The organism is Streptomyces adelaidensis (genome assembly GCF_016598475.1).
Taxonomy (GTDB): Bacteria; Actinomycetota; Actinomycetes; order Streptomycetales; family Streptomycetaceae; genus Streptomyces; species Streptomyces adelaidensis.
Genome location: NZ_JAEMUX010000027.1, coordinates 20,139 through 43,141 on the forward strand (window position 1 = coordinate 20,139; position 23,003 = coordinate 43,141).

The window sequence follows — 23,003 nt, forward strand, 5'->3', positions numbered from 1 at the left end:
GGGGTGTTGCCGATGATCTTGCGGCGCCGGGATGAGATGAGTGGCCGGGGTCACGCGACCAAAGTGACGCGAACCCCTATCATTCTCCCGCGCTGCTACTCTTCGTGATCAATTGATCACTTTGCGCAGCGAAATGGGAGTGTGCGTGAAGATCGCATGCGTCGGCGGCGGACCCGCGAGCCTTTACTTCTCGATCCTGATGAAGAGGCAGGACCCGTCCCACGACATCACCGTCCACGAACGGAACCCGGCCGGATCGACATACGGCTGGGGCGTGACCTACTGGTCCGAACTACTGGACAAGCTCCGCGAGAACGACCCCGAGACCGCCCTCGCCATCAGCGAGAACTCCGTCAACTGGAACAGCGGCGTGGCCCACGTCCGTGACCGCTCGACCGTCCAGCCCGGTGACGAGGGCTTCGGCATCGGCCGGCGCCGCCTGCTCGAACTGCTCGCCGGGCGGGCCCGTTCCCTCGGCGTCCGCGTCGAGTACGAGCACGAGATCACGGCCGACGACCTGCCGGCCGCCGACCTCGTCGTCGCGGGCGACGGAGTCAACAGCGCGCTCCGCGAGCGGCACGCCGGCCAATTCGGCAGCGAGGTCGCGCTCGGCCGCAACGCCTACCTCTGGCTCGGCACCACCAAGGTCTTCGACGCGTTCACCTTCTCCTTCCAGGAGACCGGCCACGGCTGGATCTGGGCCTATGCCTACGCGTTCAGCGACGAGCAGAGCACCTGCGTGATCGAGTGCGCCCCTCAGACGCTGAGCGGCCTCGGCCTGGACCGCCTGGGCGAGGCGGACGGACTGGCCCTGCTGGAGAAGCTCTTCGCCGGCATCCTGGACGGTCACCCGCTCATCGGCCGGGCCGAGGAAGACGGCACCACCCAGTGGCTGCACTTCCGCACCCTCACCAACCGCGCCTGGCACCACGGCAATGTCGTCCTGCTCGGCGACGCCGCCCACACCACCCACTACTCCATCGGCGCCGGCACCACCCTCGCCCTGGAGGACGCCATCTGCCTCGCCGACGCCCTCGGCGCGCACCCGCAGACGGAGGCCGCGCTCGCCGTGTACGAACGGCGCCGGAAGTCCGACCTGCTCCGGCTGCAGAGCGCGGCCCGTCACAGTGCCCAGTGGTACGAGAACATCCAGCGCTACATCGACCTGCCCCCGGAGCAGATGTTCGCCCTCCTCGGCCAACGGCACTCCCCGCTGCTGCCGTACGTGCCGCCGCAGCTCTACTACCGGCTCGACCGCGCCGCCGGCCGGCTGGAGGCCCTGCGCCGCCTCAAGCGCTGGCTGGGCCCGAAGCTGGCCCGGACATCGCAGTCCCGGACACTGGCGGCCCGGAAGTAGCCGGCCACCGTCCCGTTCCCGCTGCCGCTACCGCACGCCGTGAGGGCGGAACTGGACGCTGATGCGCGGCCCCACCGCCCGCGTCGACTTGGGTATCGCGTGGTCCCAGGTGCGCTGGCAGGAGCCGCCCATCACGATCAGGTCGCCGTGGCCGAGCGGGAACCGGAGCGTCTCCCCGCCGCGGTGCGGCCGCAGAGCGAGATCGCGGGGGTCGCCCACGGAGAGGATGGCCACCAGCGTGTCCTCCCTGGCGCCCCGCCCGATCCGGTCGCCGTGCCAGGCCACGCTGTCCCGGCCGTCGCGGTAATAGCACAGGCCCGCCGTGGCGAACGGCTCACCCGACTCGTCGGCGTAGTGCGCGGAGAGCGCGGTGCGGGCCTCCTCCAGCACCGGGTGCGGAAGGGCGTCCTCGGCACCGTAGAAGGCCAGCAGCCGGGGTACGTCCACGACCTGCTCGTACATCTGCCGCCGTTCCGCCTTCCAGGGCACCTCCTCGGCGAGCCGCGTGAACAGCGCGTCGGCACCGGCGAGCCAGCCCGGCAGCAGATCGACCCAGGCCCCGGCGCCCAGCTCACACCGGCGCAGTCCGTCCAAGGGGCCGAGGCGCAGGTCGTCGGACTGGTCGAAGAGGGAGCCCTGGAGGTGCATGGCCATACTTGCAGCGTACCCCTGGAATCGAAAACCTGTTCGCCCCCTCGTCGCCCGTCACCTCAGTGCTGCTGAGCCTTCTGCGGAGTCAGCTCGCTCGGCCGTACGACCACGAACCCCTCGCCCTCCAGCTTCAGCTGCACGGCCTCCCCGGACCCGCCGCGGATCATGGAACCGAAGGACTGCGACCGGTGCAGCGAGGTGTGGAGGTTGGCGGTCCAGCCCACGACCGCGTCCGTGTCGACGAACACGGGCAGCTGTGGCGAGACAGGGATGACCAGCGGGTTTCCGTCGCACACGAGACCGAGCCTGCCCTGCCCGGTGAAGACGCTGTTGAACAGGCCGCCGCCGCTCATGCCGGCGCCCTTCACGGTCTTGATCTCGTAGGCCAGCGAGGCGTCGAAACAGAGCACGTTGCGCCCGTTGACGGTGAAGGTGTCGCCCGGCTCGATGTCGACGACGAAGCAGTTCTGCGCCTCGTGCGCGAACCAGGCCTCACCCTGTCCGCGGACCGCCATCAGCGGCAGCCCCTCGCCGGTGACCGCGCGCTTGAGCATGCCGCCCACGCCCTGGCCCTTGCGTTCGAACTGCAGGTTCCCGCGAAAGGCGATCATCGCGCCCTGTCGCGCGAGCATCTCGCCGTTGACGGCGTACTTGATGGACTTGGCGTTCTGCACGCTCATTCCCGGCGCGTACGCCGGTTGGACCATGTTCTCATTGGAGAAAAGATCGCTCTTCATATGGGCATGCTGTCCCGGAGTGCCCGATTCCGCCAAGCGACGCGCGCGGCACATGAATTGAGCGACGGACACCGTCCTGATCGGAATGGTAAAAGCGGACATGACCAACAAGACCGTCGGCGTCGACATCCCGGACAGCCGGGGCCGTACCGGGCTCGACCGCACGGGCCGTGACCTCACCGGCAACCCGCGCGTCAAGGTGCGGGACGTGCGACTGCTCTCCAGCCACTGGTACGTGGAGCGCACCACGACCTTCGACTTCCAGCTCGCCGACGGCACCTGGAGCACCCAGGAGCGCGAGACCCACGACCGGGGCAACGGCGCCACCGTCCTCCTCTACGACACCGAACGCGAAACCGTGCTGCTCACCCGGCAGTTCCGCTACCCGGTGTATGTCAACGGCCACCCCGACGGCATGCTCATCGAGACTCCGGGCGGCCTGCTCGACGAGGAGGACGAGCACCCCGAGGTCGCCGTGCGGCGCGAGGTCGTCGAGGAGACCGGACACACCATCGGTGAGATCCAGCACGTCTTCGACATCTACATGAGCCCCGGCTCCGTCACCGAACGGGTGAGCTTCTTCGCCGCCCCGTACGGCCCGTCGACCCGCACCCACGAGGGCGGCGGCCTCGATGAGGAGGGCGAGGACATCGAGCTCGTCGAACTGCCCTTCCGGCGGGCCCTGGAGATGATCCGCGCCGGGGAGATCGCCGACGCCAAGACCATCATGCTGCTGCAATGGGCGGCGCTGGAGGGGCCGTTCAGGACCTGACCGCCACCGCCACCCGGTCGTCAGACGGCCTCCAGCGTCTCGGCCGCCTCGGCGGCGACCGCCTCCGCCACGGCCGTCAGCGCGGGGGAGTCCAGCTTCCACTGCTGCCAGAACAGCGGGGCGTCCGCGGTCCCTTCCGGCGCCAGGTTGACGAGTCGTCCGGTGTGCAGCAGCCGCTCGGCCTGCACGGCGGGCACCATGCCCCAGCCCATCCCGGCGACCACCGCGTCGACGAAGCCCTCCGACGTCGGCACGTAGTGCCGTCGCGCACCGGCCGGGCGCCCTCCCGCCAGCCCCCGGACGAAGGCGTCCTGGAACTCGTCCCGCCGGTCGAAGAACACGACCGGCGCGTCGACGATCAGGTCATTCAGCGGCACCCTGGACCCGACCTTCGTCGGGCCTCCGGCCCCGGCCTTCGTCGGTACACCGGCCCCGGCCTTCGGCGGCACCCCCGCCCCGAAGCCGAGCCACCGCTCCGCGAAGGCGGGCGCGGCGACGGGCAGGTACCGCATCCGGCCGAGCGGCCGGACCGAGCAGCCCGCCACGGCGTCCGGCGCGGAGGTGACCGCCGCCATCACCAGCCCCTCGCGCAGCAGCCTGGCGGTGTGCTGCTCGTCCTCGCGGAGCAGCTCGTAACAGGGACGTACGTCCTCCGGCACCCGGGTCAGGGCAGGCAGGAACCAGGTGGCCAGCGAGTCGGCGTTCACCGCGATCGACACGCGTGTGGCCTCCCCGGGGCCCGTCATGCCGAGCGCGGCGTGCGCGTCGTGTTCGAGCCGGGCCAGCTGGCGGGCGAACCGGACGATCACCTCGCCGGACTCGGTCGGCCGCACCGGCTTCTCACGGATCAGCAGTACCCGGCCGACCCGCTGCTCCAGCGCCTTGACCCGCTGACTGACCGCCGACGGCGTCACATGCAGAGCCTGGGCCGCGGCGTCGAACGTGCCCTCGTCCACCACGGCGAGCAGGGTGCGCACGAGATCGAGCGGAAGCTGTGACATCACGGTCGCTAATGATACGTAAGAATCTTTAGCTGTACGCATGGCGGCGGATTTCCTAGCGTCATGCGGGTGATCAGCGAAGTGACCGCCCTCGCCGCCGGATTCGGCACCGGCCTCTCCCTCATCGTCGCCATCGGCGCCCAGAACGCCTTCGTCCTGCGCCAGGGACTGCACCGGGACGCCGTGCTCCCGGTCGTGGCCATCTGCGCCCTCTCCGACGCCGTCCTGATCGCCCTCGGCATCGGCGGGGTCGGCGCCGTGGTCGTCGCCTGGCCTGCCGCGCTGACCGCGGTCGCCCTGGTCGGCGGCGCCTTCCTCGTGGTCTACGGCGCCCTCGCCGCCCGACGCGTACTGCGCCCCGGCGGCGACGCGCTGCGGACCGGGAACGGGGCGGCCGGTTCCCGGCGACGGGCCGTCCTCACCTGTCTGGCGCTGACCTGGCTCAACCCGCACGTCTACCTCGACACCGTGTTCCTGCTCGGCTCCATCGCCGCCGACCGAGGACCCCTGCGCTGGACCTTCGGCCTCGGCGCCGTACTCGCCAGCCTGTGCTGGTTCGCCGCCCTCGGCTTCGGCGCCCGGCTGCTCAGCCGCTTCCTGGCCCGCCCGGCGGCCTGGCGCGTCCTCGACGGACTGGTCGCGGTGACCATGCTCGCGCTCGGGGGCGCGCTGATCGCCGGAGCGTGAGCCGATGGGATGCGCGGGTGCGTGTATCGGCGGTGCGCGGGTGCACGGACAGCATGTGAGACGGCTGCGAAATCGCCTGCCCGGCGGCGTCGGCCTCCGCGATAGTGATGTCCGTACCTCGAAAGATGTATCGAGCATCAGGATGCCCGTGGACACCACCCAGAGCAGCGCCGGCGACGACACCGCCCCGGAGGACGACACACCGACCGCACCCCGCCCGGGCTGGCGCCGCTGGGCGATGGACATCCGCCCCCTGCGCCGCCCCGCCTACCGGCGCCTGTGGTCCTCGACCATCGTCACGGCGGTCGGCAGCCAACTGACCGCCGTCGCCGTGCCCAAGCAGATCTACGACATCACCGGCTCCTCCGCCTGGGTCGGCTACGCGAGCCTCGCCGGACTGCTGCCCCTGGTGGTCTTCGCGCTGTGGGGCGGCGCGGTCGCCGACAGCGTGGACCGCCGGACCCTGCTCCTCGTCACCAACACCGGCATCGCCGTCACCTCGGTGCTCTTCTGGGTCCAGGCCGTCACCGGCCTCGAATCCGTGTGGGCGCTGATGGCCCTGCTCGCCCTCCAACAGGCGTTCTTCGGCCTCAACTCGCCCGCCCGCAACGCCTCCGTCGCCCGTCTGGTCCCCGCCGGCGAACTGGCCGCTGCCGCCGCCCTCGGCTCGACCGTGATGCAACTCGGCCTGGTGGCGGGACCGTTGCTCGCCGGCGCCCTCATCCCGGTCATCGGCCTGGCCGAGCTGTACCTGATCGACGCGGTGGCCCTCTGCGTCACCCTCTGGGCGGTCTACAGACTGCCCGCCCTGCCGCCCCTGGACACCTCGAAGTCCCGGCGCGCCGGCTGGCGGGAGGTCGTCGCCGGCTTCCGCTACATCGCCCTGCACAAGGTGCTTCTGCTGTCCTTCCTCGCCGACATCATCGCCATGGTCCTGGGCATGCCCCGGGCCCTCTTCCCGCAACTGGCCGACACCACGTACGCGCCCTACGGCGAAGGCTTCGCCCTCGGCCTGCTGTTCGCGGCGATCCCCATCGGCGCCGTCGTCGGCGGTCTGATGTCGGGCACCTTCTCGCGCTCCGGCCGGCACGGCCTCATGGTCATCGCCGCCGTCATGGCCTGGGGCGCGGCCATCACCGGTTTCGGACTCAGCACCAGCCTGTGGCTCGCCGTGGTGTTCCTCGCCGCCGCCGGCGTCGCCGACATGGTCTCCATGATCTTCCGGGGCGCCATCCTGCTCTCCGCCGCCACCGACGAGATGCGCGGCCGTATGCAGGGCGTCTTCACCGTGGTCGTGGCCGGCGGCCCGCGCCTCGCCGACGTGCTCCACGGCACCGCCGGTTCGGCCTTCGGCACCCGTACGGCCGTCGCCGGCGGCGGCCTGCTGGTCATGGCCGCCATGCTGCTCCTGGCGACGGTGACACCGGCGCTGCGGCGCTACCGGATCTGACCGGGCGCTACCGGATCCGGCCGGAGGGGCGGGCCGGCCTCTCGTACGCTCGTGTTGAGGTGTACACCCCACAGGCAGGAGTGGTGAGCATGCAGTACGTGAAGCTCGGCTCGACGGGTCTGGACGTGTCCCGGATCTGTGTGGGATGCATGAGTTTCGGCCTCCCCGACCGAGGCACGCACGAGTGGACCCTGGACGAGGAGGCGTCGCGCCCGTTGATCCGGCAGGCGCTGGACGCCGGGATCAACTTCTTCGACACGGCGAACGTCTACTCCGACGGCACCAGCGAGGAGATCGTGGGCCGCGCGCTCGCCGAGTTCGCGCGCCGCGAGGAGGTCGTCGTCGCGACCAAGGTGAACGGCGCCATGCACCAGGGCCCCAACGCCTGGGGCCTGTCCCGCAAGGCGATCATGACGGAGATCGACAGCAGTCTGCGGCGCCTCGGCACCGACTACGTGGACCTCTACCAGATCCACCGCTTCGACCCGAACACCCCGGTCGAGGAGACGATGGAGGCCCTGCACGACGTGGTCAAGGCGGGCAAGGCCCGCTACCTCGGGGCGAGTTCGATGTACGCCTGGCAGTTCGCCAAGATGCAGCACACGGCCCGCCTCAACGGCTGGACGCGGTTCGTGTCCATGCAGAACCACTACAACCTCCTCTACCGCGAGGAGGAGCGCGAGATGCTCCCGCTGTGCGAGGACCAGAACGTCGCGACCCTGCCCTGGAGCCCGCTCGCCCGCGGACGGCTCACCCGTGACTGGGGCACCGTCACCGGACGCACCGAGACCGACAACTTCGGCAAGACCCTCTACCAGGAGGGCGACCGCGAGATCGTCGACGCCGTCACCCGTATCGCCGACGAGCGCGGGGTGCCCCGGGCCCGGGTCGCCCTCGCCTGGCTGCTGAGCCGGCCCACCGTGTCGGCCCCCATCGTCGGCGCCACCAAGCCGCACCACCTGGCCGACGCCGTGGCCTCCCTGGACCTCACCCTCACGGAGAAGGAGACCGAAGAGCTGGAGCGGCCCTACACGCCCCGGGCGATCAGCGGGCACTGAGGCAGCCTCTTTCGACAGCGCCGCTTCCGGGCGGTGAGGGCCGCGTACGGGAAGGCGGCGGCCCCGGGCGTCACGGCCGCGCGTATTCCAGGCGCACCGTGGTGGCGAGGCGGGCGAGGGCCTCCTCGGCGCCCTCCCGGTCGGTCTTGTCGAGGCGGGCGAGGGCGTCCGCGGCGGCCAGGCGTACGCGCTGCGGCACCTCGTCGAGGGCGGCCATGCGGTAGGCGACGGCGCGGCGGGCGGCGCGCTCCTCGGGGCTGACGCCGTTCGGCCCGGTGCGGGGGAAGACGGCGGCCTCGTAGGCGGTCACATGGATGAGTACGCCGTGGGCGATCCCCTCGGCGTACCCCCGCTGCCCGGCCTGCCGCTGGGCGGTGGCGAAGTGCGCCATCGCCCGCCGCCGCACGATGAGCGAGCCCACCGTGCCGACGAGTCCCGCGCAGACGGCCGCGCCCAGGGCGATCAGGCCACCGCCGAGCAGCGCGCCGATGAGGGCACCGCCTGCCATCAGCAGACAAGTCAGCCCGGTGGTGAGCATCAGCAGGGCGCGCGCGGGAGTGAAGGAGGCCATGACGTGCAGTCTCTCAGCCCGGGCCGTGGGTGTGAGCGGAGGGCCGGTACCGGGGGCCAGGATGAGGCGGCCGCGGCGCTCCCCCGGGCGGCGCCCGGGGGAGCGGTCATCCGTCGCCGGAGGGGCCCGGACGTTCCATGCGGGAGAGCCATGTCGTGAGCACCGTTTCGAGTGACTCGGCCTCGGCCGGTGTCAGCAGATCCAGCAGCCGGCGCTCATTGCGCATGTGGTCGGTGAACGCCTCGTCGATCAGCACGGCATAGGCGTCCTGGGGCCACTCCACCCCGCTCGCCTCGATGCGCAGATGCTGCCACTCGGATTCCGCCAGGCGTCCGGGATCGTTGTCGGGCACCTCGAAGCGGCCGGTCAGGCTCACGAACGGCGCGACCCGTTGGATGTCGCTCAACTCCGCCCCGTCGTGCCAGGCCTGCGCCGCCCGGGCGATCTGCGCCAGATCCTCGGTGCGGCCCTCGACGAGTGCCATGCCCTGGAACGATTCCTCACCGCGGATCGACCACCTCCGCTCATGCGCCCATGCGTTGACGAGCAGAGGGTTGCGGTCGGGCAGCGTGTTCTCCACAAAGGCACGTCAATGAGACAGAGGCCACGGCCTCGACAGGTGCGGAGAAGTCGTCCTCTCCCGCCGCCGCTCGCATCGCCGCGGCGAGGCTGCCCAGCGCCGCGACGTCGGGATACAGAACGCTGGGATCGGGGCGGGAGGCCATGACCGGCAATTGTGCCGTAGCCACCGCTTGGCGGTGCACGCACAAGGACGGCACCTCCTCCCCACTCCTACCGTCAACTACCCACCGCCGTATGAAGATCAGATGAGTGCATAGGGTGGGGCCCGTGAGAACCAGCGACACCGGTGAGGCAGTCGCGTATCCGAACGCGACCGAGGGGGAGACCGCCGTCCGATGAACCAGATCCTGTATGCCGGGGCCATCGGCCTGCTCCTGACGCTGATCGGCACACCACTGCTGATCAAGCTGCTGGCCCGCAAGGGCTATGGACAGTTCATCCGGGACGACGGCCCGCGCGGCCACCACGGCAAGCGCGGCACCCCCACGATGGGTGGCATCGCCTTCATCCTGGCCACGCTCGTCGCGTACGCCCTGACCAAGATCATCACTGGTGAAAGCCCGACCTACCCAGGTTTCCTGGTGCTGTTCCTGATGGCGGGCATGGGGGTCGTCGGGTTCCTCGACGACTACATCAAGATCGTGAAGCGGCGTTCGCTGGGGCTGCGGGCCGGGGCGAAGATGGCCGGCCAGCTGATCGTCGGCATCGTGTTCGCCCTGCTCGCCATCCGCTTCGCGGACGACCGGGGGCAGACGCCGGCCTCCCTGAAGCTGTCGTTCGTCACCGACTTCGGCTGGACCATCGGGCCGGTGCTGTTCGTCGTATGGGCGCTGTTCATGATCCTCGCCATGTCGAACGGCGTGAACCTGACGGACGGTCTGGACGGGCTCGCCACGGGCGCGTCGGTCATGGTCTTCGGCGGGTACACCTTCATCGGCCTGTGGCAGTTCCAGAACTCCTGCGTCAACGCCATGGAACTCGCCGACCCCGCCTCCTGCATAGAGGTACGCGATCCGCTCGACCTCGCGGTCGTCGCGGCCGCGCTGATGGGTGCCTGCTTCGGGTTCCTCTGGTGGAACACCTCACCCGCCAAGATCTTCATGGGCGACACCGGCTCCCTCGCCCTCGGCGGAGCGCTCGCCGGCCTCGCCATCTGCTCCCGCACCGAACTGCTCATCGCCGTCCTCGGCGGGCTCTTCGTCCTGATCACCCTGTCCGTGGTCATCCAGGTCGGCTCGTTCAAGATGACCGGCAAGCGGGTCTTCCGCATGGCCCCGCTCCAGCACCACTTCGAACTCAAGGGCTGGTCCGAGGTCCTCGTCGTGGTCCGCTTCTGGACCATCCAGGGGATCTGCGTGATCGTCGGCCTCGGTCTGTTCTACGCGGGGTGGGCGGCGGGCTGAGACACCGGCCCCGGCGGCGGAGCGCGCGCCACAGCTCCGCCCGCACTCCCAAGTGACGTGCGCAACCTGAAGAGTTACAGGGACCGCTCGAACAGCACGCCCAGTAGCTTGGCCACGGCCGCAGGGCCGAGCACATCCATGCCAGGGGAAGCCCCCGGCATCGAGCTTTGGGAGAGTGGGACATGAGGACGAGGGTGAAGCGGTTGACGGCCGTCGCGGGCGGGCTGGTCCTGACGGCCGGGGCGCTCACGGTCGGTACCGCGACGACGGCGTCGGCCGCGACCTGTAAGGGGGGCGCGGTCGCCAAGACGTTCAACATGGGGCAGGACGAGGCCGAGCACCGCTTCGGGCCGTACACGACCACGTCACGGTGCAACGACATCAACCTGAGGATCACCACCTGGGGCAACGCCAATCCGTTGATGGTGCGGGTGTGTTTCCACCCGTCCTCCGGCGGGACGTCGTGCAACTCCTGGAAGGAGTTCACCAGGGCGAACGCTCTGAACGAGTGGCGCGTGATCGCCACCGACGTCCGGGACGGCACCAGCTACAGCGTCTCCATGGACTACGCCAGCAACACGTTCAAGGGGGACCTCGCACACTGACCACGGCCGGGCCCGCGGTGTCGCGCGTTACGGATCGCGGATCACGAGGCGCGCGCCGGCAGCCGGAAGAGCACGTTCCGTCGGAGGGGTCCCTCCGGCACGCTCGGGTCGTCGAAGTCGTCGGCCGGGTCGTGGGTCATGCCGAGGCGCCGCATCACCGCCTGGGAGCGGAGGTTGGTGGCGGTGGTCACCGCGAGGATCTCCGTGAGGCCGAGGCTCTCGAAGCCGAAGGCCACGACGGTCCGCGCGGCCTCGGTGGCGTAACCGTGACCCCACGCCGTACGCGCCGGCCGCCAGCCCGCCTCGATCCCGGAGAACGGCATGTCCTCCTCCACCGGATCCAGCCCGGCGAACCCGACGAACTCGCCCGTGGCCCGCACCTCCACCGCCCACCAGCCCCAGCCCCGCTGATCGAGGTCGGCCTGGAAGTGAGCGGCGGACGCCTCGCTCTGTTCCCTCGTGAGGACACCCGGGAAGTACTCCCGCACTTCCGGGTCGGCGTTCATGGCGGCCCACGGGGCGAGGTCGGAATCCCGCCAGGCGCGTAGGAGAAGGCGCTCGGTTCGCAGTTCGGACATCGGGCGAACCTGACGCGATCATGGGATGGGGGCGACCGAATATCCCGAGTGGTCGCAGGGCCCTAGAGTCCCCCGCCGGCCCCCAACCCGCACCGCACCGTCCGCAGATGTTCGGCGAGGGGGCCGAGGCCCACGTCGTGGCGGCGTTCGTCCACGGATTCGGGGTGGCGAATGGGGTACGGGCAGAGGGTGGAGGGGCTGATGCGGGTGCCGTAGAACTGGGGTTGGCCCAGTTCCACGGCGCAGTGGTCGGCGATGTAGGCGTGGTGCACGGCGGGGGAGCGGCCGTCGGCCACGGCCTCGGCGATCAGGTCGCGGCAGGTGAGGCGGAAGCCGAGGTCGGGGGAGTGCAGGAGGATCATGAGGGCCGCCGTGGAGGCGGGCTCGCCGACGAGTTCGGCGGTGGGCCAGCCGTGGCGGGCGACGATCGCGCGGAGGGCGTCCGCGTTGCCGGCGTGGCACTCGGCGATGCGCTCGCGGGCCTGAACGGTGGGCGCCGAGCGGGCCTCCCGGGCCAGCCGTCGCTCGTCCTCCGCTCTGCGGATCAGCTCGGCGGCGAGGACCTGCCGGCGCCGAGGCGCGGTGTCAGACGGGGGTTCCATGGCCGGGGCACCCTTCATCCCGGCTCCCGGACGGCGAGCGAGAACCACACTCTCTTGCCCACGCCCCCCGGTTCCGGTGGGTCCGTGCCCCAGTCGTCGGCCAGCGCGGCGATGATGGACAGCCCGCGTCCCGACTCGGACTCCGAGCCCACGACCCGTGGCAGGGGCAGCACGGGCGAGGGGTCGGCGAGCGTGACGCGCAGTTCCTGTCCGGAGCATTCGAGGACGACGCCGATGGTGTCGGCGGGATCGGTGCTCGCGTGCCGGACCGCGTTGGCGAAGAGTTCGTCGGTGGCGAGGACGACGTCGTCGAGGACCGCGGAGAGTTCCCAGCGGGCGAGGTGCGCCGCCACCGTACGCCGCAGCCTCGCGGCGCACGAGGGGTGCGCGGGCACCGCCAGTTGGAAGAGGCGCGATCTCCTGAGCGAGATCAAGGCAGCCTCACCGCGTCCCGGAATCGGTCCATTGCGCAGGGTGGGCCGTCGTGGACGCTCCACCCGGGGTCGTGTGCCGCGGCAGGGGTCCGTCGGCGGGGCGTGCCGACACTGACTGCCGTCATCGAGTTCCTCCTCGTCCTTCGGGGCGGTCGGGGCGGACCGGGGCGGGCCGCCGGTGCTGTTGTCGAAGACAACAGCACCGGCCACACGAAACACCAGGTGGTGGAGGGGTTGTGCAGTTGCGGGCCGGTAGTGGCGCGAGCTGTATATGTTCCCCACCATGGTGAACGTCGACGAGAGCCCGCACCTTCGGGCGCGGTACGTCCCCGCCGGGTGGCCCGGCATGCGGGGCAAGAGGGTGGTGGTCACCGGCGGCAGCCGGGGGCTGGGCGAGGGCATCGTGCGGCTCCTGCTCGCCGAGGGCGCCCGGGTGGCGACCTGTGCGCGGGACGGGGCGGGCCTGGCGGCGCTGGGTTCCTCCCTCACGGGGGAGGAACGGGCCCGGCTGTTCACCGACGAACTCGACGTCACGGAGCCCGGACGGCTGGAGGACTTCGTCACGGCTTCGGCGAAACGTTTCGGCGACGTCCGGGACGTACGGGAGCCGGGTGTCACCGGGATCGCGGAAGCGGAAGCGGCAGCAGAAGCGTTACGGGAACCGGACGGCGTCGACGGGCCCGACGGCATCGACGCGCTCGGCGGCATCCACGGCATCCACGGCATCCCCGGCCTCGACGGGGTCGTCGCCTGTGTCGGTGGCTCGCGCGGCGGCCCCTTCGAACAGGCGGACAGCGCCGACTGGTCGGCGACCTGGGAGCTGAACGTCGGCCACACGGCCCGTCTCGTCCGCGCCGCCCTGCCGCATCTGCGCGCGGCCGGCGGCGGCTCCATCGTGCTGATCAGCTCGATCTCCGGCTGGAAGCCGGGACCGCCGGCCCAGTACGGGGCGGCGAAGAGCGCCCTGATCCACCTGGCCGCCTCTCTGGCCCGCGAGTTCGGCCCCGATCACATCCGCGTCAACGCGGTGTCGCCGGGCTCGATGCTCATCCCCGGCCGCCGCTGGGACCGTATGCGCGATGAGGACCCGCGGGCGTACGACGCCTTCGTCGGGGCGGAGCTGCCGACCGGCGCGCCCGTCACCCCGCACGAGGTGGCGCGAACCGTGGTGTTCCTGCTGTCCGACTGGGCCACCGGCGTCTCCGGCGCCCACCTGCCCGTGGACCGGGCCCAGAACGCGCCCTCCCCCGACGGCTACTGAAGTCCGCCGACCCGTCACGCGAACAGGGGCGGGCCACCGTCAGGCGGCCGCCCCCAGCACCACCCGCGACCGGCGTTCGAAGTCCTGTACGAGGGGCTCGTGGCGGCGGGGCGCCAGGCGTAGCCGGAAGTCGCGGAGGGCCTGGATCGACCGTTCGCTGTGCACGCCGCTGAGGGCCTCCAGCGCGTCGCCGGCCGTGGCGATGGCCTCGTCGAGGCGGTTCTGCTGGAGGTGGGCCGTGGCCAGCACGGACCGGCTGATGGCCTGGCGCCGTCGGCGGTTCGCGTGGGCGCGCACGGACTCGCCCGCCGTGTGCTCGGCCTGGGCGGCGAGGCCCAGGTCGCGGAAGCAGACGGCGGACTCGGCCTGGAGGTAGTGGTGGTCGAGGTACCGCACCCAGGGCGACTCCTGGGCGGCGCCCCGACTGGCGTCGAGCTGTTTCTCGGCGGCGCGCAGGGCATCGGCGGTCTCGCGGGGCCGGCCCAGTGCCGCGTGTCCGCGTGCGGACATGGCGTGCAGCCGCATCAGACCGAGCGGGCTGCCCGCGTCCTTGGCGGTGGCCACGCCGGCGCGGGCCAGGGCCACGCCCTCGTCGGGGCGGCCGAGGCTGGTCGCCAGATGGGAGAGCCCGGCCAGGATCTGCCCGCCCAGCACATGGTCGCGGCCCTCCGCGCAGAGCCTGAGCGCCTGCGTCATGTACCGCTGGGCCAGGCCGTACTCCCCGGCGTCGTACGAGCTCCAGCCCGCCATGGCGCCGAGCCGGCCCGCGGCGGCGAACAGCTCGCGCCGGTGGTGCGGCGGTGTGCCGCGCTGCTGGAGGAGGGGGATGACCTCGGTGGTGAGGTACTGGACGATGCTGGTGCGGACCCCGCCGCCGCCGTAGTGGTTGTCCATCTCGTCGAACATGCGGATCATCGCGTGGACCTGCTCCACCGGCCCGCCGCCCGGCACCGGTGCGAGCCGGGGGGCGTCACGGCTCTCCACCAGCCAGAGCAGCCAGGCCCGCTGAGGGTTCGTCAGCGCGCCCGGCACGAACGGCACCGAACCGAGCAGGCTCCGCCGCGCGATGTCCGTGGACCCCAGCTCGGCCAGGGTGTGCAGGGTCTCCGCGACGTTCTCGCCGTACATCAACGCCCTTGCCGTGACCGGTCGGCCGCGGTCGAGCGGGAAACCGAGGTCCGCCGGGGTGAGCGCGCGGCCCACCCGTTCGCCGAGGACGGCGGCGATCAACTCCGGGGTACTTCCCCGTGGTTGCTGGCCCTGGAGCCAGCGGGTGACGGAGGCCTTGTCGTAGTTGGTGTCCGTGCCCTGGCAGCGGCCCAGTTCATTGACGCGCAGGGCGAGGGAGGCGTACGAGCAGCCCGCCTCCTTCAGGGCGGCCGCCAGCGGCTTGTTGGGCCCGCCGGCCCCCTTGGCCGGGTTCCTCGGTGATCCGTTCGTCACGGCGGCCATCCAGGTTTCGCATCATGTCGGCGCGCGGCTTGACCCCTACCCGTCCGTGGCGCCAACTCCTGGGCGGGCCGGAGGAGTTCGAGGGACGCTGCCCGCGATGTGCGGCAGGTCACTCGGTCACTATGGTGGCCGAACAACTCAGCCCGCAACCAGCGTTCTGATAATTTCAAAATGAACTGCGAGGACCTGTCCGTGTCAATGGATCGCGTGGCACACTGCACGCTGTGAATCCCGTCCCGGGAGGTTGCACGTGAGTGAGACTCGCGTCGGAGGGAGCGCCCCGGCTGCGCCCACGGTCCTGCGCATGGTCCTCGGCAAGCGGCTCCGCCAGCTGCGGGAGCAGGCCGGAGTCTCCTTCGACGAAGCCGCCCGCGCCATCGAGGTGACCGCCCTGACGGTCCGCCGCATGGAGAAGGCCGAGGTCGGTCTCCGCATCCCCTACGTGAAGGAGCTGCTGCGCACCTACGGAGTCTCCGGCGCCGAGATCGAGGACTTCCTCTCCCTGGCCCGCGAGGCCAACCAGCCCGGCTGGTGGCACAAGTTCCGTGACGTGCTGCCCGAGTGGTTCAGCGCGTACGTGAGCCTGGAGAGCGAAGCCGCCGTCATCCGCCTCTACGAACCCCAGTACGTACCCGGCCTGTTGCAGACCCACGACTACGCCGCCGCACTCATGCGCGTCGGCTTCCCGAACGCGAGCCCCGAGGACGTCGACCGCCGGGTCGCGCTGCGCCTCAGGCGTCAGGACCTGCTGGTCAAACCCGAGGCACCGGCCGTCTGGGCCATCCTCGACGAGACCGTGCTGCGCCGGCCCGTGGGCGGCCCCGCGGTCATGCGGGCCCAGCTCGACCGGCTCGCCGAGGCGACGGAACGGCCCAAGGTCAGGATCCAGATCATGCGGTTCGCGGCCGGACCGCACCCTGGCGCGTTCGGTCCCTTCCACTACTTCCGCTTCGGCTTCTCCGAACTCCCCGACATCGTCTACACCGAGGGCCTCGCGGGCGCCCAGTACGTCGATCAGCCCGCGGACGTCGTGACCTACCTGGAGGTACTGGACCGGATGTCCGTGCAGGCGGAACCGGTCGCTCGTACCAGGGACATCCTGGCGGCACTACGCAAGGAGTTGTGACACATGGCAAGGACACCCAGCGGCCCCGTCCACAGCGGCATGCCTGCTCCCGAACTAGGCGCCGAGGGCTGGCGCAAGCCCTGGAGCGGCACCAACGGCGGTTCCTGCGTCGAGGCCAAGCGCCTGCCCGACGGCAGCGTCGCCTTGCGCCAGTCCACCGACCCGGACGGCCCCGCCCTCGTCTACTCGCGGGAGGAGATGGTCGCCTTCCTGGAGGGCGCCAAGGCCGGCGCGGCCGACTTCCTCATCGCCTGAGAGCACTCCGGCGGCCCCCCGTCACCCGACGGCGGGCCCGGACGCGCCGCATCGCCTGTCGGCGTGGAGAGGGGCGGCATCGCCCGTCGGCGTCGAGACTGGGCCGTATCGACCGACGCCCGTTCGGCCACTTCGCGGATCACTACGCCCGCACAACCGGACAACCCACGCGCGGACTCCCGTCGTCTCCCGGGCGCGCACAGACTGGGAAGCCGACACCGCCGCACCACCCGAAGGGAGCGGCATGCGTACGCCGCCTCGTGTCCCGGGTCGAGCCATGCCGCCCGCCGGACACGCCGGCCGCCCCGGCCGGGCCGCTTGTGAGGGGCGGGGATGACCCTGCCGCCCCCACTCGCCCAGTACCGGACCCTGATCGTCGAGGGGCACGAAGGACCCGGCAGGGGCCGCCTGATCGCCGACTTGGCCCAACTCGGCTTCCAGGTCCGGCGCATGCCGCCCTTCCTCCACCACCTCGACCCCAACCTGCCCTACCGCGAACTCCTCGCCGGGCCGGACCGGCTGGCCGTCGACGGGGGCCTCGTCGCGGAACTCGTCCACGGGCCGCTGCGCCGGGGCCGCTCCCGGGTGACCTGGATCCAGGCCCTGGACTTCGCCGAGGCCGTGGCCGAACGCGACGGAGCGATGCTCCACCTGACGGCGACGGGCCGCGCCGCCGGCCGGCCGGGCCACGAACCGGCACACGAGCAGGGCTGTTCGCAGGCCACGGAGGCCGCTGAGGCCGCCCTCGCGTACGCTCGCGCGTTCCGCACCCTCGCCCAGCACGTTCCGGTGGTGACCGTCGACCTCGGCGAGACGGGCCGTCCCATCCGTGCCCCCGCTTCTCGTCCGTCCCAAGTCTGGCGAAACGCAAGGCAGTTGACGATAGGTTAGCGACGACCACGCGATGTGAGGCAGGAGAGTTCCCATGGCAGACGGCCACCCCACTCCCGACCAGGAAGCCCTGTCGAAGATCGACACCACGGTGCCGCACTCGGCCCGCATCTGGAACTACTGGATGGGCGGCAAGGACAACTACGAGGTCGACCGCGTCGCGGGAGACGCCTACCGCGAGATCGCCCCCACCATCGAGACGATGGCCCGCGCCTCCCGCGTCTACCTCATCCGCACGGTCACCTTCGTGGCCCGCGAACTCGGCATCCGCCAGTTCCTCGACATCGGCACCGGCCTTCCGACGTACGACAACACCCACCAGGTCGCCCAGAAGGCCGCCCCCGAGTCGCGCATCGTCTACGTCGACAACGACCCCCTCGTCCTGCGCCACGCGCAGGCGCTCCTCACCAGCACCCCCGAGGGCGTCACCGACTACATCGACGCGGACCTGCACGACCCCGACACCATCCTCGAAGCGGCCGGCAAGATCCTCGACTTCGACAAGCCGGTGGCCCTCATGCTCATGGGTATCCTCGGCCACATCCAGGACTACGAGGAGGCCAAGGACATCGTCCGCCGCCTCCAGGCCGCACTGCCGCCGGGCAGCTACTTCGTCCACTACGACAGCACGGACACCGACGCCGAACTCAAGCGCGCCCAGGAGGGCTACGACGACACCGGCGCCGTCCCGTACGTCCTGCGCAGCCCCCGGCAGGTGGCCGCGTACTACGAGGGCCTGGAACTGCTGGAACCCGGCATCGTGTCGTGCCCGCTGTGGCGGCCGGAGCCCGGGACGAACCCGGTACCGACGGACGTGTACGGCGGCGTGGCGTACAAGGCGTAGCGACACCCGCCCGCCACGACGGGCGGCTCGGGCTCGGGCGGCGTGTGTGAGCCCGCGGTGGCGACCTCACGGGAGCCGTGCGTCACCGCGCACATGGCACAGCAGCAGGCACACGTCGTCCTCGTGTTCGTCGTCCAGCAGCGGGTGGAGGAGCCGGTCGGCGGAGCCTTCGAGGTCTCCGTCGAGGCCGGTGGGCGGGAGCGCCCCGAGGGCTGTCGCCAGGCGGTCGATGCCCGGGTCGATGCCCTGGGCGCGGCGCTCCACCAGGCCGTCCGTGTAGAGCGCCAGGGTCGACCCGGGCGGCAGCGGGACGGTGTGGTCGCCGATCTCCTGGTGGAGCGGGATGCCGAGCATCGCACCGGGCCTGGCGTCCAGGATCCGTACCTGCCCGTCGGGCGAGCGCAGCACCGGCGGCGGATGTCCCGCGGCGGCCCAGGTGAGGGTGGGTTCGTGCGGATGGAACCGGGCGATGACGGCGGTGGCGTACAGGTCGGGCTGGAGCCGGTGCAGGAACAGGTGCAAGCGGGTGAGGAGTCGGCCGGGACTCTCGCCGTCGACCGCGTAGGCGCGCAGCGCGGTCCGCAGCTGGCTCATCATCACCGCGGCGTGCAGACCGTGCCCGGTGACGTCGCCGATGACGGTGATCAGGCTGCCGTCGGGCTGGCGGAAGGCGTCGTACCAGTCGCCGCCGATGTTCAGGCCCCGGGTGGCGGGGAGATAGCGCGCGGCGAGCCGCAGCCCCGGCGTGGTGGGCAGGTCGGTGAGCAGGGCGCGTTGCAGGGTCTCGGCGATGTCCCGGTTGTGCTCGAAGCGTCTGGCGTTCTCCAGGGCGACACCGGCCCGCCGGGCCAGCTCGATCAGCATGAAGGCGTCGTCGGCGTCCCAGCGTTCGTCGGGCGGTGACAGCGTCAGCACACCCAGGGGGGCGCGCCGGGTCATCAGAGGCACGCACAGCAGGGGCCGGGTGGGATCGAGCGCCGAGGGCGGCTGGTCGTCGACGCCGGGCAGACCGCCCGGGTGGTCGGCGGCGTACTGCGGGCGGCCACTGCGGGCCGCACGGACGGCGGCGGCCGGGCGCGGGCCGCCACGCTCCACATCGCCCTCCCCGTCGAACAGCCATACGTCGGCGGTGCGGGCGTACCGGGGCACCAGGAGCGTGGGCAGCAGCCGCACGACGGCGTCGGGGTTGAGGGACGCCGTCAGCGCGGCGCTGGCGTCGGCGAGGAAGGTGAGTCTGCCGCGGGCGTTCTCCGCCTCCCTGCGGGCCTGCTGCTCGGCGGCGAACAGGTCGCGCTGCGCACGCCCGGCCGCGTCCAGCTCGGCGTGCAGCGCCAGGACGCCCTGGTTGGTCTGGTGGAGTTCCTCGCGGTGGAACGCGACCAGCGCCTCCTGCTCGTCGAGCTTCTCCAGCAGCAGCGCGGCGTCCTCGTCGGCCCCGAACAGGGCCTCCGCGAGTGTCACCGGATCGCCGGACACCTGCTCGGTGTCCGGCAGCGGCGCGTCCCCGGCGCAGGCGACCGTCAGCCGCCAGGGCTGGCGGAACTCGCCCGGCCGCCGGTTCGCCGACGTCACCTCCACGAGGAACCGGCTGCCACCGGGCCGCGCCGTGGCGGCCCGCCCGCTCAGCAGCCACACCCCTCCCTTCGTGAGGCACTGCCGCAGCTGCGCGGTGAGCGCGGTCACCAGCCGGGCCCGGTCGGTCGGGGACACCCCGTGCGCGGCGGCCAGCCGGGCCGTGGCGATCCGCGCCCGGGCCGCGTCGGTGACGGAACTGATGTGCCAGGTACGGGTCATGGGATGCGGTCCGGCGGGGAGGGGCTCAGCACCGCGACGGTGGTGTCGTCGCGGACCGGCCGGGCGGGGCTGCTCGCGTCGCGCACGATGGCGGCGGCGATCACAGCGGGGTCGAGTGAAGGGCTGTGGGCGGCTGGGCCCGGGCTCCAGCGGCTCGGCAGGCCGTCGCTGTGCAGCACGAGAAGACAGTCGTCCGCCCAGGCCACCTCGTGCTGCGGCAGACGCGCGGCCCGGTGGGCGCCGACTATGCCGGGCCGCGACAGCAGCGCCCGCCAGCCCGTGCCATCGCGCAGCCGGGCGCCGATGTTGCCGACGCCGGCGAACAGCAACCGCCCTGCGGTGACGTCCAGTCGGGCCACGGCGATGGCCGCCCCCCGGGTGTCCCGCAGCGCGTCTTCCAGCCGCCGCAGCAGCTGCGCGGGCGGCAGCTCGGGCGTCCGGCACAGCTGCTCCACGGCCGCCGAGGAGGCCCGGGCCGCCGCCGGGCCGTGGCCCAGCCCGTCCGCCAGCATCAGCGTGGTGAGGTCGCCCGCCCGGACCCACGCCCAGGCGTCGCCGGAGAACTCGGCGCCGGCGAACGGGATGTTGACGCCCCCGGCCCGTACGGCGCGGGCGGGGGAGCGGACCGGTGCGCTGCCGCGTTCCGGGCGGGCGCCGATCCGGGCCAGGGCGACGGTGCCCCGGCCGACCGTGCTGTGCAGGTCGAAGTCGTCGGCGACACGACGGCACGTGCCGAGCCCCGCGCCCAGCGAGGACGTGGTCGAGAAACCGTCCCGCAGCGCGCCCGCGACATCGCGCATCCCCGGCCCGTGATCGATCGCCACGATCTGCACGGCGGAGACCGCGCCGTCCGCCCGGCCCTGCGCGGGCCGGGCCACGACGTCCACCAGGAGCAGCCCGCCGCCGGCGTGCTTGAGCAGATTGGTGGCCAGCTCGGTGGCCACCAGCGCGGCCCCCGCGGCACGTTCCTCGTCGAGCCCCGCCCGGGCGGCCGCGGCCTGGGCGGCCACCCGGGCATCGCGCACCCGGGTCGAGTCGTGCACCGGAACCTCCCAGACGCGCGGCATCACCGCTCCTCGCGCGGGCGCGGCGCACCCGGCATCCAGGAGGTCACCGTCACCGTCGTGCCCGTACCGGGGCGGCTGTCGATGGCGAACTCGTGCACCAGCCGCCGGGCGCCGCCCAGCCCCATCCCCAGACCCTCGCCGGAGGTGTAGCCGTCGCGGAGGGCCTGGTCGAGATCCGTGATGCCCGGCCCCTCGTCACCGAACGTCAGCCGCAGACCCCGCGCGCCGCCCCTGCTCACCGGTGCGCACTCCAGCAGGCCCCCACCGCCGTGCACGAGCGTGTTGCGGGCCAACTCGCTGGCCGCGGTGACCAGTTTGGTCTGCTCGACCAGACCGAAGCCGAGCTGGGCGGCGGCCTGCCGCACATGCTGCCGTACCCACACCAGATCGAGGTCCGAGTGGATCGGCAGGCTGGCGGAGATGCCGTCGGCGGTCCGCTTCACGGACCCTCCCGTCGGGCGGGCCCCCGGCGAGGGAGGGACGGGGCCGAGCCGTCGAGGAGGCGCAGCGCGTCCTCGGTGCTGAGCGCGGTACGCAGTCCCGGAAGGGTCAGACCCAGCTCCACCAGCGTGATCGCCACGGCCGGCCGCATGCCGGCCACCACCGTCCCGGCCGCGAGCAGACTCGTCTGCGCGGCGATGTCGCCGAGCACCCGGCCCAGGAACGAGTCGACGATCTCCACTCCGGAGAGGTCGATGATCACACCCGTCGCCCCGCTGTGCGCGACCGTGGCACTGATGTCCTGCTGGAGCCGCTCCGCCGTGCCGTCGTGCAGATCGCCCTGGAGCGAGACCAGCAGGACATCGCCGAGTCTGAGGACGGGCACATCTCCCGCGTACGGGGGCGGCCCGCCGTACGGGGCGGGGAACGCGCCGCTCACCTGACCTCCGAACCGGCGGGCTCGCGGGACACGATGTCCGTGCCCTGCTCGCGCAGCGCGTAGGCCAGGGCGTCCGCGAGGCTCGCCCGGGTGAGCACCGAACTCAGGTCGATGCCCAGATGGACGATGGTCTGCGCGATGGCCGGCCGGATACCGGAGACGATGCACTCGGCGCCCATCAGCCGCGCCGCCGCCACGGTCTTCATGAGGTGCTGGGCCACCAGGGAGTCGACGGTCGGGACCCCGGTGATGTCCAGGATGGCGAACCTGGCGTGCTGCTCGACGATGGAATCGAGCAGGGTCTCCATCACCACCTGGCTGCGCGCGCTGTCCAGCGTGCCGATCAGGGGGACGGCGACTATGCCCTCCCACAGCTTGATCACCGGCGTGGCGACCTCCAGGAGTTGCAGGCGCTGCCGGTTGATCAGTTCCTCGCCCTCGCTGAGCGCGGTCTCCAGCACGACCAGCCGCAGGGTGCCCATCAGGACCGTCAGGGTCGTGGTGCAATCGCGGAGGTGTTCGGCGGGCGCGGCGGGGAACTCGGCGAGGAGGAGTTCGGTGACGGGTGGCCGCAGCGCGTCCACCTCGGCGGAGATCTGCGTGACGGTGGAACCGGCCCTGGCCCGGGAGGCGGCCGTCCGCGCGAGCTGCTCGCGGACGACGTCGAAGCCGCCGGCCTCGGCGTCCTCGACGCGGTCCGCGGCGGCCACGGCGGCGAGCGCGTCCAGGACGGCCCGGCCCGCCTCCACCGCCTCGTCCCGGGAGTGGGTGAAGACGGTGCGGAACAGCGCCGCGTCGGCCCAGCGTTGCGCGATCTGTTCCTGGCGGCCGCGCAGGAAGTCCGCCACTTCCTGCGCGGGTGTCGACGGCCGGCCTGCCGTGTCCTGCTCCGGCACGGGTCTCTCCTCACATACGGTCACGCCTCCCCGCTTCGGGAGACGACTG

General features: G+C 71.8%; 26 protein-coding genes. 12 read left to right on the forward strand and 14 right to left on the reverse strand.

Translation table 11 applies throughout. From position 1 onward, the window contains the following. Window positions 1-145: 145 nt before the first annotated feature. Window positions 146-1,357 carry an FAD-dependent monooxygenase gene (locus tag I8N67_RS17825; protein WP_200304107.1) on the forward strand — a complete coding sequence of 404 codons (1,212 nt, stop codon included), beginning with the start codon at window positions 146-148 and terminating at the stop codon, window positions 1,355-1,357. A 27-nt stretch (window positions 1,358-1,384) separates the two neighbouring features. Here I8N67_RS17825 and I8N67_RS17830 read toward each other — a convergent pair whose 3' ends face one another. Together I8N67_RS17830 and I8N67_RS17835 are read right to left on the reverse strand one after the other, a co-directional pair. Continuing rightward, window positions 1,385-2,011 carry an alpha-ketoglutarate-dependent dioxygenase AlkB gene (locus I8N67_RS17830; protein ID WP_200304108.1) on the reverse strand — a complete coding sequence of 209 codons (627 nt, stop codon included), beginning with the start codon at window positions 2,009-2,011 and terminating at the stop codon, window positions 1,385-1,387. Window positions 2,012-2,067: 56 nt separating this feature from the next. Further along, entirely contained in the window at window positions 2,068-2,745 is a 678-nt protein-coding gene (locus I8N67_RS17835) for an AIM24 family protein (RefSeq protein WP_200304109.1), read from the reverse strand. A 100-nt stretch (window positions 2,746-2,845) separates the two neighbouring features. On the opposite strand from I8N67_RS17835, the gene I8N67_RS17840 reads away from it, so the two are divergent. Then, window positions 2,846-3,517, forward strand: a complete 672-nt coding sequence (locus I8N67_RS17840; RefSeq protein WP_200304110.1) for an NUDIX domain-containing protein — start codon at window positions 2,846-2,848, stop codon at window positions 3,515-3,517. 20 nt (window positions 3,518-3,537) lie between these two features. Here the strand turns inward: I8N67_RS17840 and I8N67_RS17845 are convergent, their stop codons facing one another. Beyond that, window positions 3,538-4,521, reverse strand: a complete 984-nt coding sequence (locus I8N67_RS17845) for a LysR family transcriptional regulator ArgP (RefSeq protein WP_200304111.1) — start codon at window positions 4,519-4,521, stop codon at window positions 3,538-3,540. Window positions 4,522-4,581: 60 nt separating this feature from the next. Between I8N67_RS17845 and I8N67_RS17850 the strand changes: the two genes are divergently transcribed. The 3 genes from I8N67_RS17850 (at window position 4,582) to I8N67_RS17860 (ending at window position 7,713) form a co-directional block, all read left to right on the forward strand. Further along, window positions 4,582-5,205 (forward strand): LysE/ArgO family amino acid transporter, encoded by a 624-nt coding sequence (locus I8N67_RS17850; protein ID WP_234045861.1) that lies wholly within the window; start codon window positions 4,582-4,584, stop codon window positions 5,203-5,205. Window positions 5,206-5,347: 142 nt separating this feature from the next. Continuing rightward, window positions 5,348-6,655, forward strand: a complete 1,308-nt coding sequence (locus I8N67_RS17855) for an MFS transporter (RefSeq protein WP_200304113.1) — start codon at window positions 5,348-5,350, stop codon at window positions 6,653-6,655. Between the two features lie 89 nt (window positions 6,656-6,744). Beyond that, window positions 6,745-7,713: an aldo/keto reductase gene (locus I8N67_RS17860; RefSeq protein ID WP_200304114.1), complete on the forward strand. Its 969-nt coding sequence runs from the start codon at window positions 6,745-6,747 to the stop codon at window positions 7,711-7,713. 70 nt (window positions 7,714-7,783) lie between these two features. On the opposite strand, the gene I8N67_RS17865 is transcribed toward I8N67_RS17860, so the two are convergent. Continuing rightward, window positions 7,784-8,284 carry a hypothetical protein gene (locus I8N67_RS17865; protein WP_200304115.1) on the reverse strand — a complete coding sequence of 167 codons (501 nt, stop codon included), beginning with the start codon at window positions 8,282-8,284 and terminating at the stop codon, window positions 7,784-7,786. 106 nt (window positions 8,285-8,390) lie between these two features. Further along, window positions 8,391-8,864, reverse strand: coding sequence for a hypothetical protein (locus I8N67_RS42670; protein WP_307835267.1), 474 nt, complete (start codon window positions 8,862-8,864; stop codon window positions 8,391-8,393). A 337-nt stretch (window positions 8,865-9,201) separates the two neighbouring features. Here I8N67_RS42670 and mraY point away from each other — a divergent pair, with 337 nt between their 5' ends. Beyond that, window positions 9,202-10,269 carry a phospho-N-acetylmuramoyl-pentapeptide-transferase gene (mraY, locus tag I8N67_RS17875; protein ID WP_200304116.1) on the forward strand — a complete coding sequence of 356 codons (1,068 nt, stop codon included), beginning with the start codon at window positions 9,202-9,204 and terminating at the stop codon, window positions 10,267-10,269. Between the two features lie 182 nt (window positions 10,270-10,451). Further along, window positions 10,452-10,874, forward strand: a complete 423-nt coding sequence (locus I8N67_RS17880) for a hypothetical protein (protein ID WP_200304117.1) — start codon at window positions 10,452-10,454, stop codon at window positions 10,872-10,874. Window positions 10,875-10,915: 41 nt separating this feature from the next. On the opposite strand, the gene I8N67_RS17885 is transcribed toward I8N67_RS17880, so the two are convergent. From I8N67_RS17885 to I8N67_RS42675, 3 genes are all read right to left on the reverse strand, one after another. Beyond that, window positions 10,916-11,452 carry a GNAT family N-acetyltransferase gene (locus I8N67_RS17885; protein WP_200304118.1) on the reverse strand — a complete coding sequence of 179 codons (537 nt, stop codon included), beginning with the start codon at window positions 11,450-11,452 and terminating at the stop codon, window positions 10,916-10,918. A 62-nt stretch (window positions 11,453-11,514) separates the two neighbouring features. Then, window positions 11,515-12,054, reverse strand: a complete 540-nt coding sequence (locus I8N67_RS17890; protein WP_200304119.1) for a DUF6624 domain-containing protein — start codon at window positions 12,052-12,054, stop codon at window positions 11,515-11,517. A gap of 14 nt (window positions 12,055-12,068) precedes the next feature. Beyond that, window positions 12,069-12,488, reverse strand: a complete 420-nt coding sequence (locus I8N67_RS42675; RefSeq protein WP_234045862.1) for an ATP-binding protein — start codon at window positions 12,486-12,488, stop codon at window positions 12,069-12,071. 283 nt (window positions 12,489-12,771) lie between these two features. Here I8N67_RS42675 and I8N67_RS17900 point away from each other — a divergent pair, with 283 nt between their 5' ends. Further along, window positions 12,772-13,749, forward strand: coding sequence for an SDR family NAD(P)-dependent oxidoreductase (locus I8N67_RS17900; protein ID WP_234045863.1), 978 nt, complete (start codon window positions 12,772-12,774; stop codon window positions 13,747-13,749). Window positions 13,750-13,788: 39 nt separating this feature from the next. Here I8N67_RS17900 and I8N67_RS17905 read toward each other — a convergent pair whose 3' ends face one another. Then, window positions 13,789-15,201 carry an NsdA family TPR-like regulatory protein gene (locus I8N67_RS17905; protein ID WP_200304121.1) on the reverse strand — a complete coding sequence of 471 codons (1,413 nt, stop codon included), beginning with the start codon at window positions 15,199-15,201 and terminating at the stop codon, window positions 13,789-13,791. Window positions 15,202-15,451: 250 nt separating this feature from the next. Between I8N67_RS17905 and I8N67_RS17910 the strand changes: the two genes are divergently transcribed. The 4 genes from I8N67_RS17910 (at window position 15,452) to I8N67_RS17925 (ending at window position 18,317) form a co-directional block, all read left to right on the forward strand. Continuing rightward, the gene (locus I8N67_RS17910; RefSeq protein WP_504740366.1) at window positions 15,452-16,327 is read left to right on the forward strand and encodes a Sco1979 family transcriptional regulator; all 876 of its coding nucleotides are present in this window, start codon (window positions 15,452-15,454) and stop codon (window positions 16,325-16,327) included. A 3-nt stretch (window positions 16,328-16,330) separates the two neighbouring features. Beyond that, on the forward strand, window positions 16,331-16,582 hold the full coding sequence (locus tag I8N67_RS17915) for a DUF397 domain-containing protein (RefSeq protein WP_200304122.1): 252 nt from the start codon (window positions 16,331-16,333) through the stop codon (window positions 16,580-16,582). Window positions 16,583-16,915: 333 nt separating this feature from the next. Then, a complete protein-coding gene (locus tag I8N67_RS17920; protein WP_200304123.1) occupies window positions 16,916-17,473 on the forward strand; it encodes a hypothetical protein in 558 nt (185 codons plus the stop codon). Window positions 17,474-17,507: 34 nt separating this feature from the next. Next, window positions 17,508-18,317 (forward strand): SAM-dependent methyltransferase, encoded by an 810-nt coding sequence (locus I8N67_RS17925; protein ID WP_200304124.1) that lies wholly within the window; start codon window positions 17,508-17,510, stop codon window positions 18,315-18,317. Between the two features lie 66 nt (window positions 18,318-18,383). Here I8N67_RS17925 and I8N67_RS17930 read toward each other — a convergent pair whose 3' ends face one another. From I8N67_RS17930 to I8N67_RS17950, 5 genes are read right to left on the reverse strand one after another with little or no spacing between them, the layout of a single operon-like run. After that, window positions 18,384-20,111 carry a PP2C family protein-serine/threonine phosphatase gene (locus I8N67_RS17930; protein WP_200304125.1) on the reverse strand — a complete coding sequence of 576 codons (1,728 nt, stop codon included), beginning with the start codon at window positions 20,109-20,111 and terminating at the stop codon, window positions 18,384-18,386. Beyond that, window positions 20,108-21,178 (reverse strand): ATP-binding SpoIIE family protein phosphatase, encoded by a 1,071-nt coding sequence (locus I8N67_RS17935; protein ID WP_200304126.1) that lies wholly within the window; start codon window positions 21,176-21,178, stop codon window positions 20,108-20,110. Before I8N67_RS17935 ends, I8N67_RS17930 begins: the two co-directional genes overlap by 4 nt. Next, entirely contained in the window at window positions 21,178-21,621 is a 444-nt protein-coding gene (locus tag I8N67_RS17940) for an anti-sigma regulatory factor (protein ID WP_200304127.1), read from the reverse strand. Before I8N67_RS17940 ends, I8N67_RS17935 begins: the two co-directional genes overlap by 1 nt. Then, complete coding sequence (locus I8N67_RS17945) at window positions 21,618-22,058, reverse strand: STAS domain-containing protein (protein ID WP_200304128.1); 441 nt, start codon at window positions 22,056-22,058, stop codon at window positions 21,618-21,620. Before I8N67_RS17945 ends, I8N67_RS17940 begins: the two co-directional genes overlap by 4 nt. Continuing rightward, window positions 22,055-22,954 (reverse strand): STAS domain-containing protein, encoded by a 900-nt coding sequence (locus I8N67_RS17950; RefSeq protein ID WP_200304129.1) that lies wholly within the window; start codon window positions 22,952-22,954, stop codon window positions 22,055-22,057. The genes I8N67_RS17945 and I8N67_RS17950 overlap by 4 nt, the downstream gene beginning before the upstream one ends. Window positions 22,955-23,003: the final 49 nt, after the last annotated feature.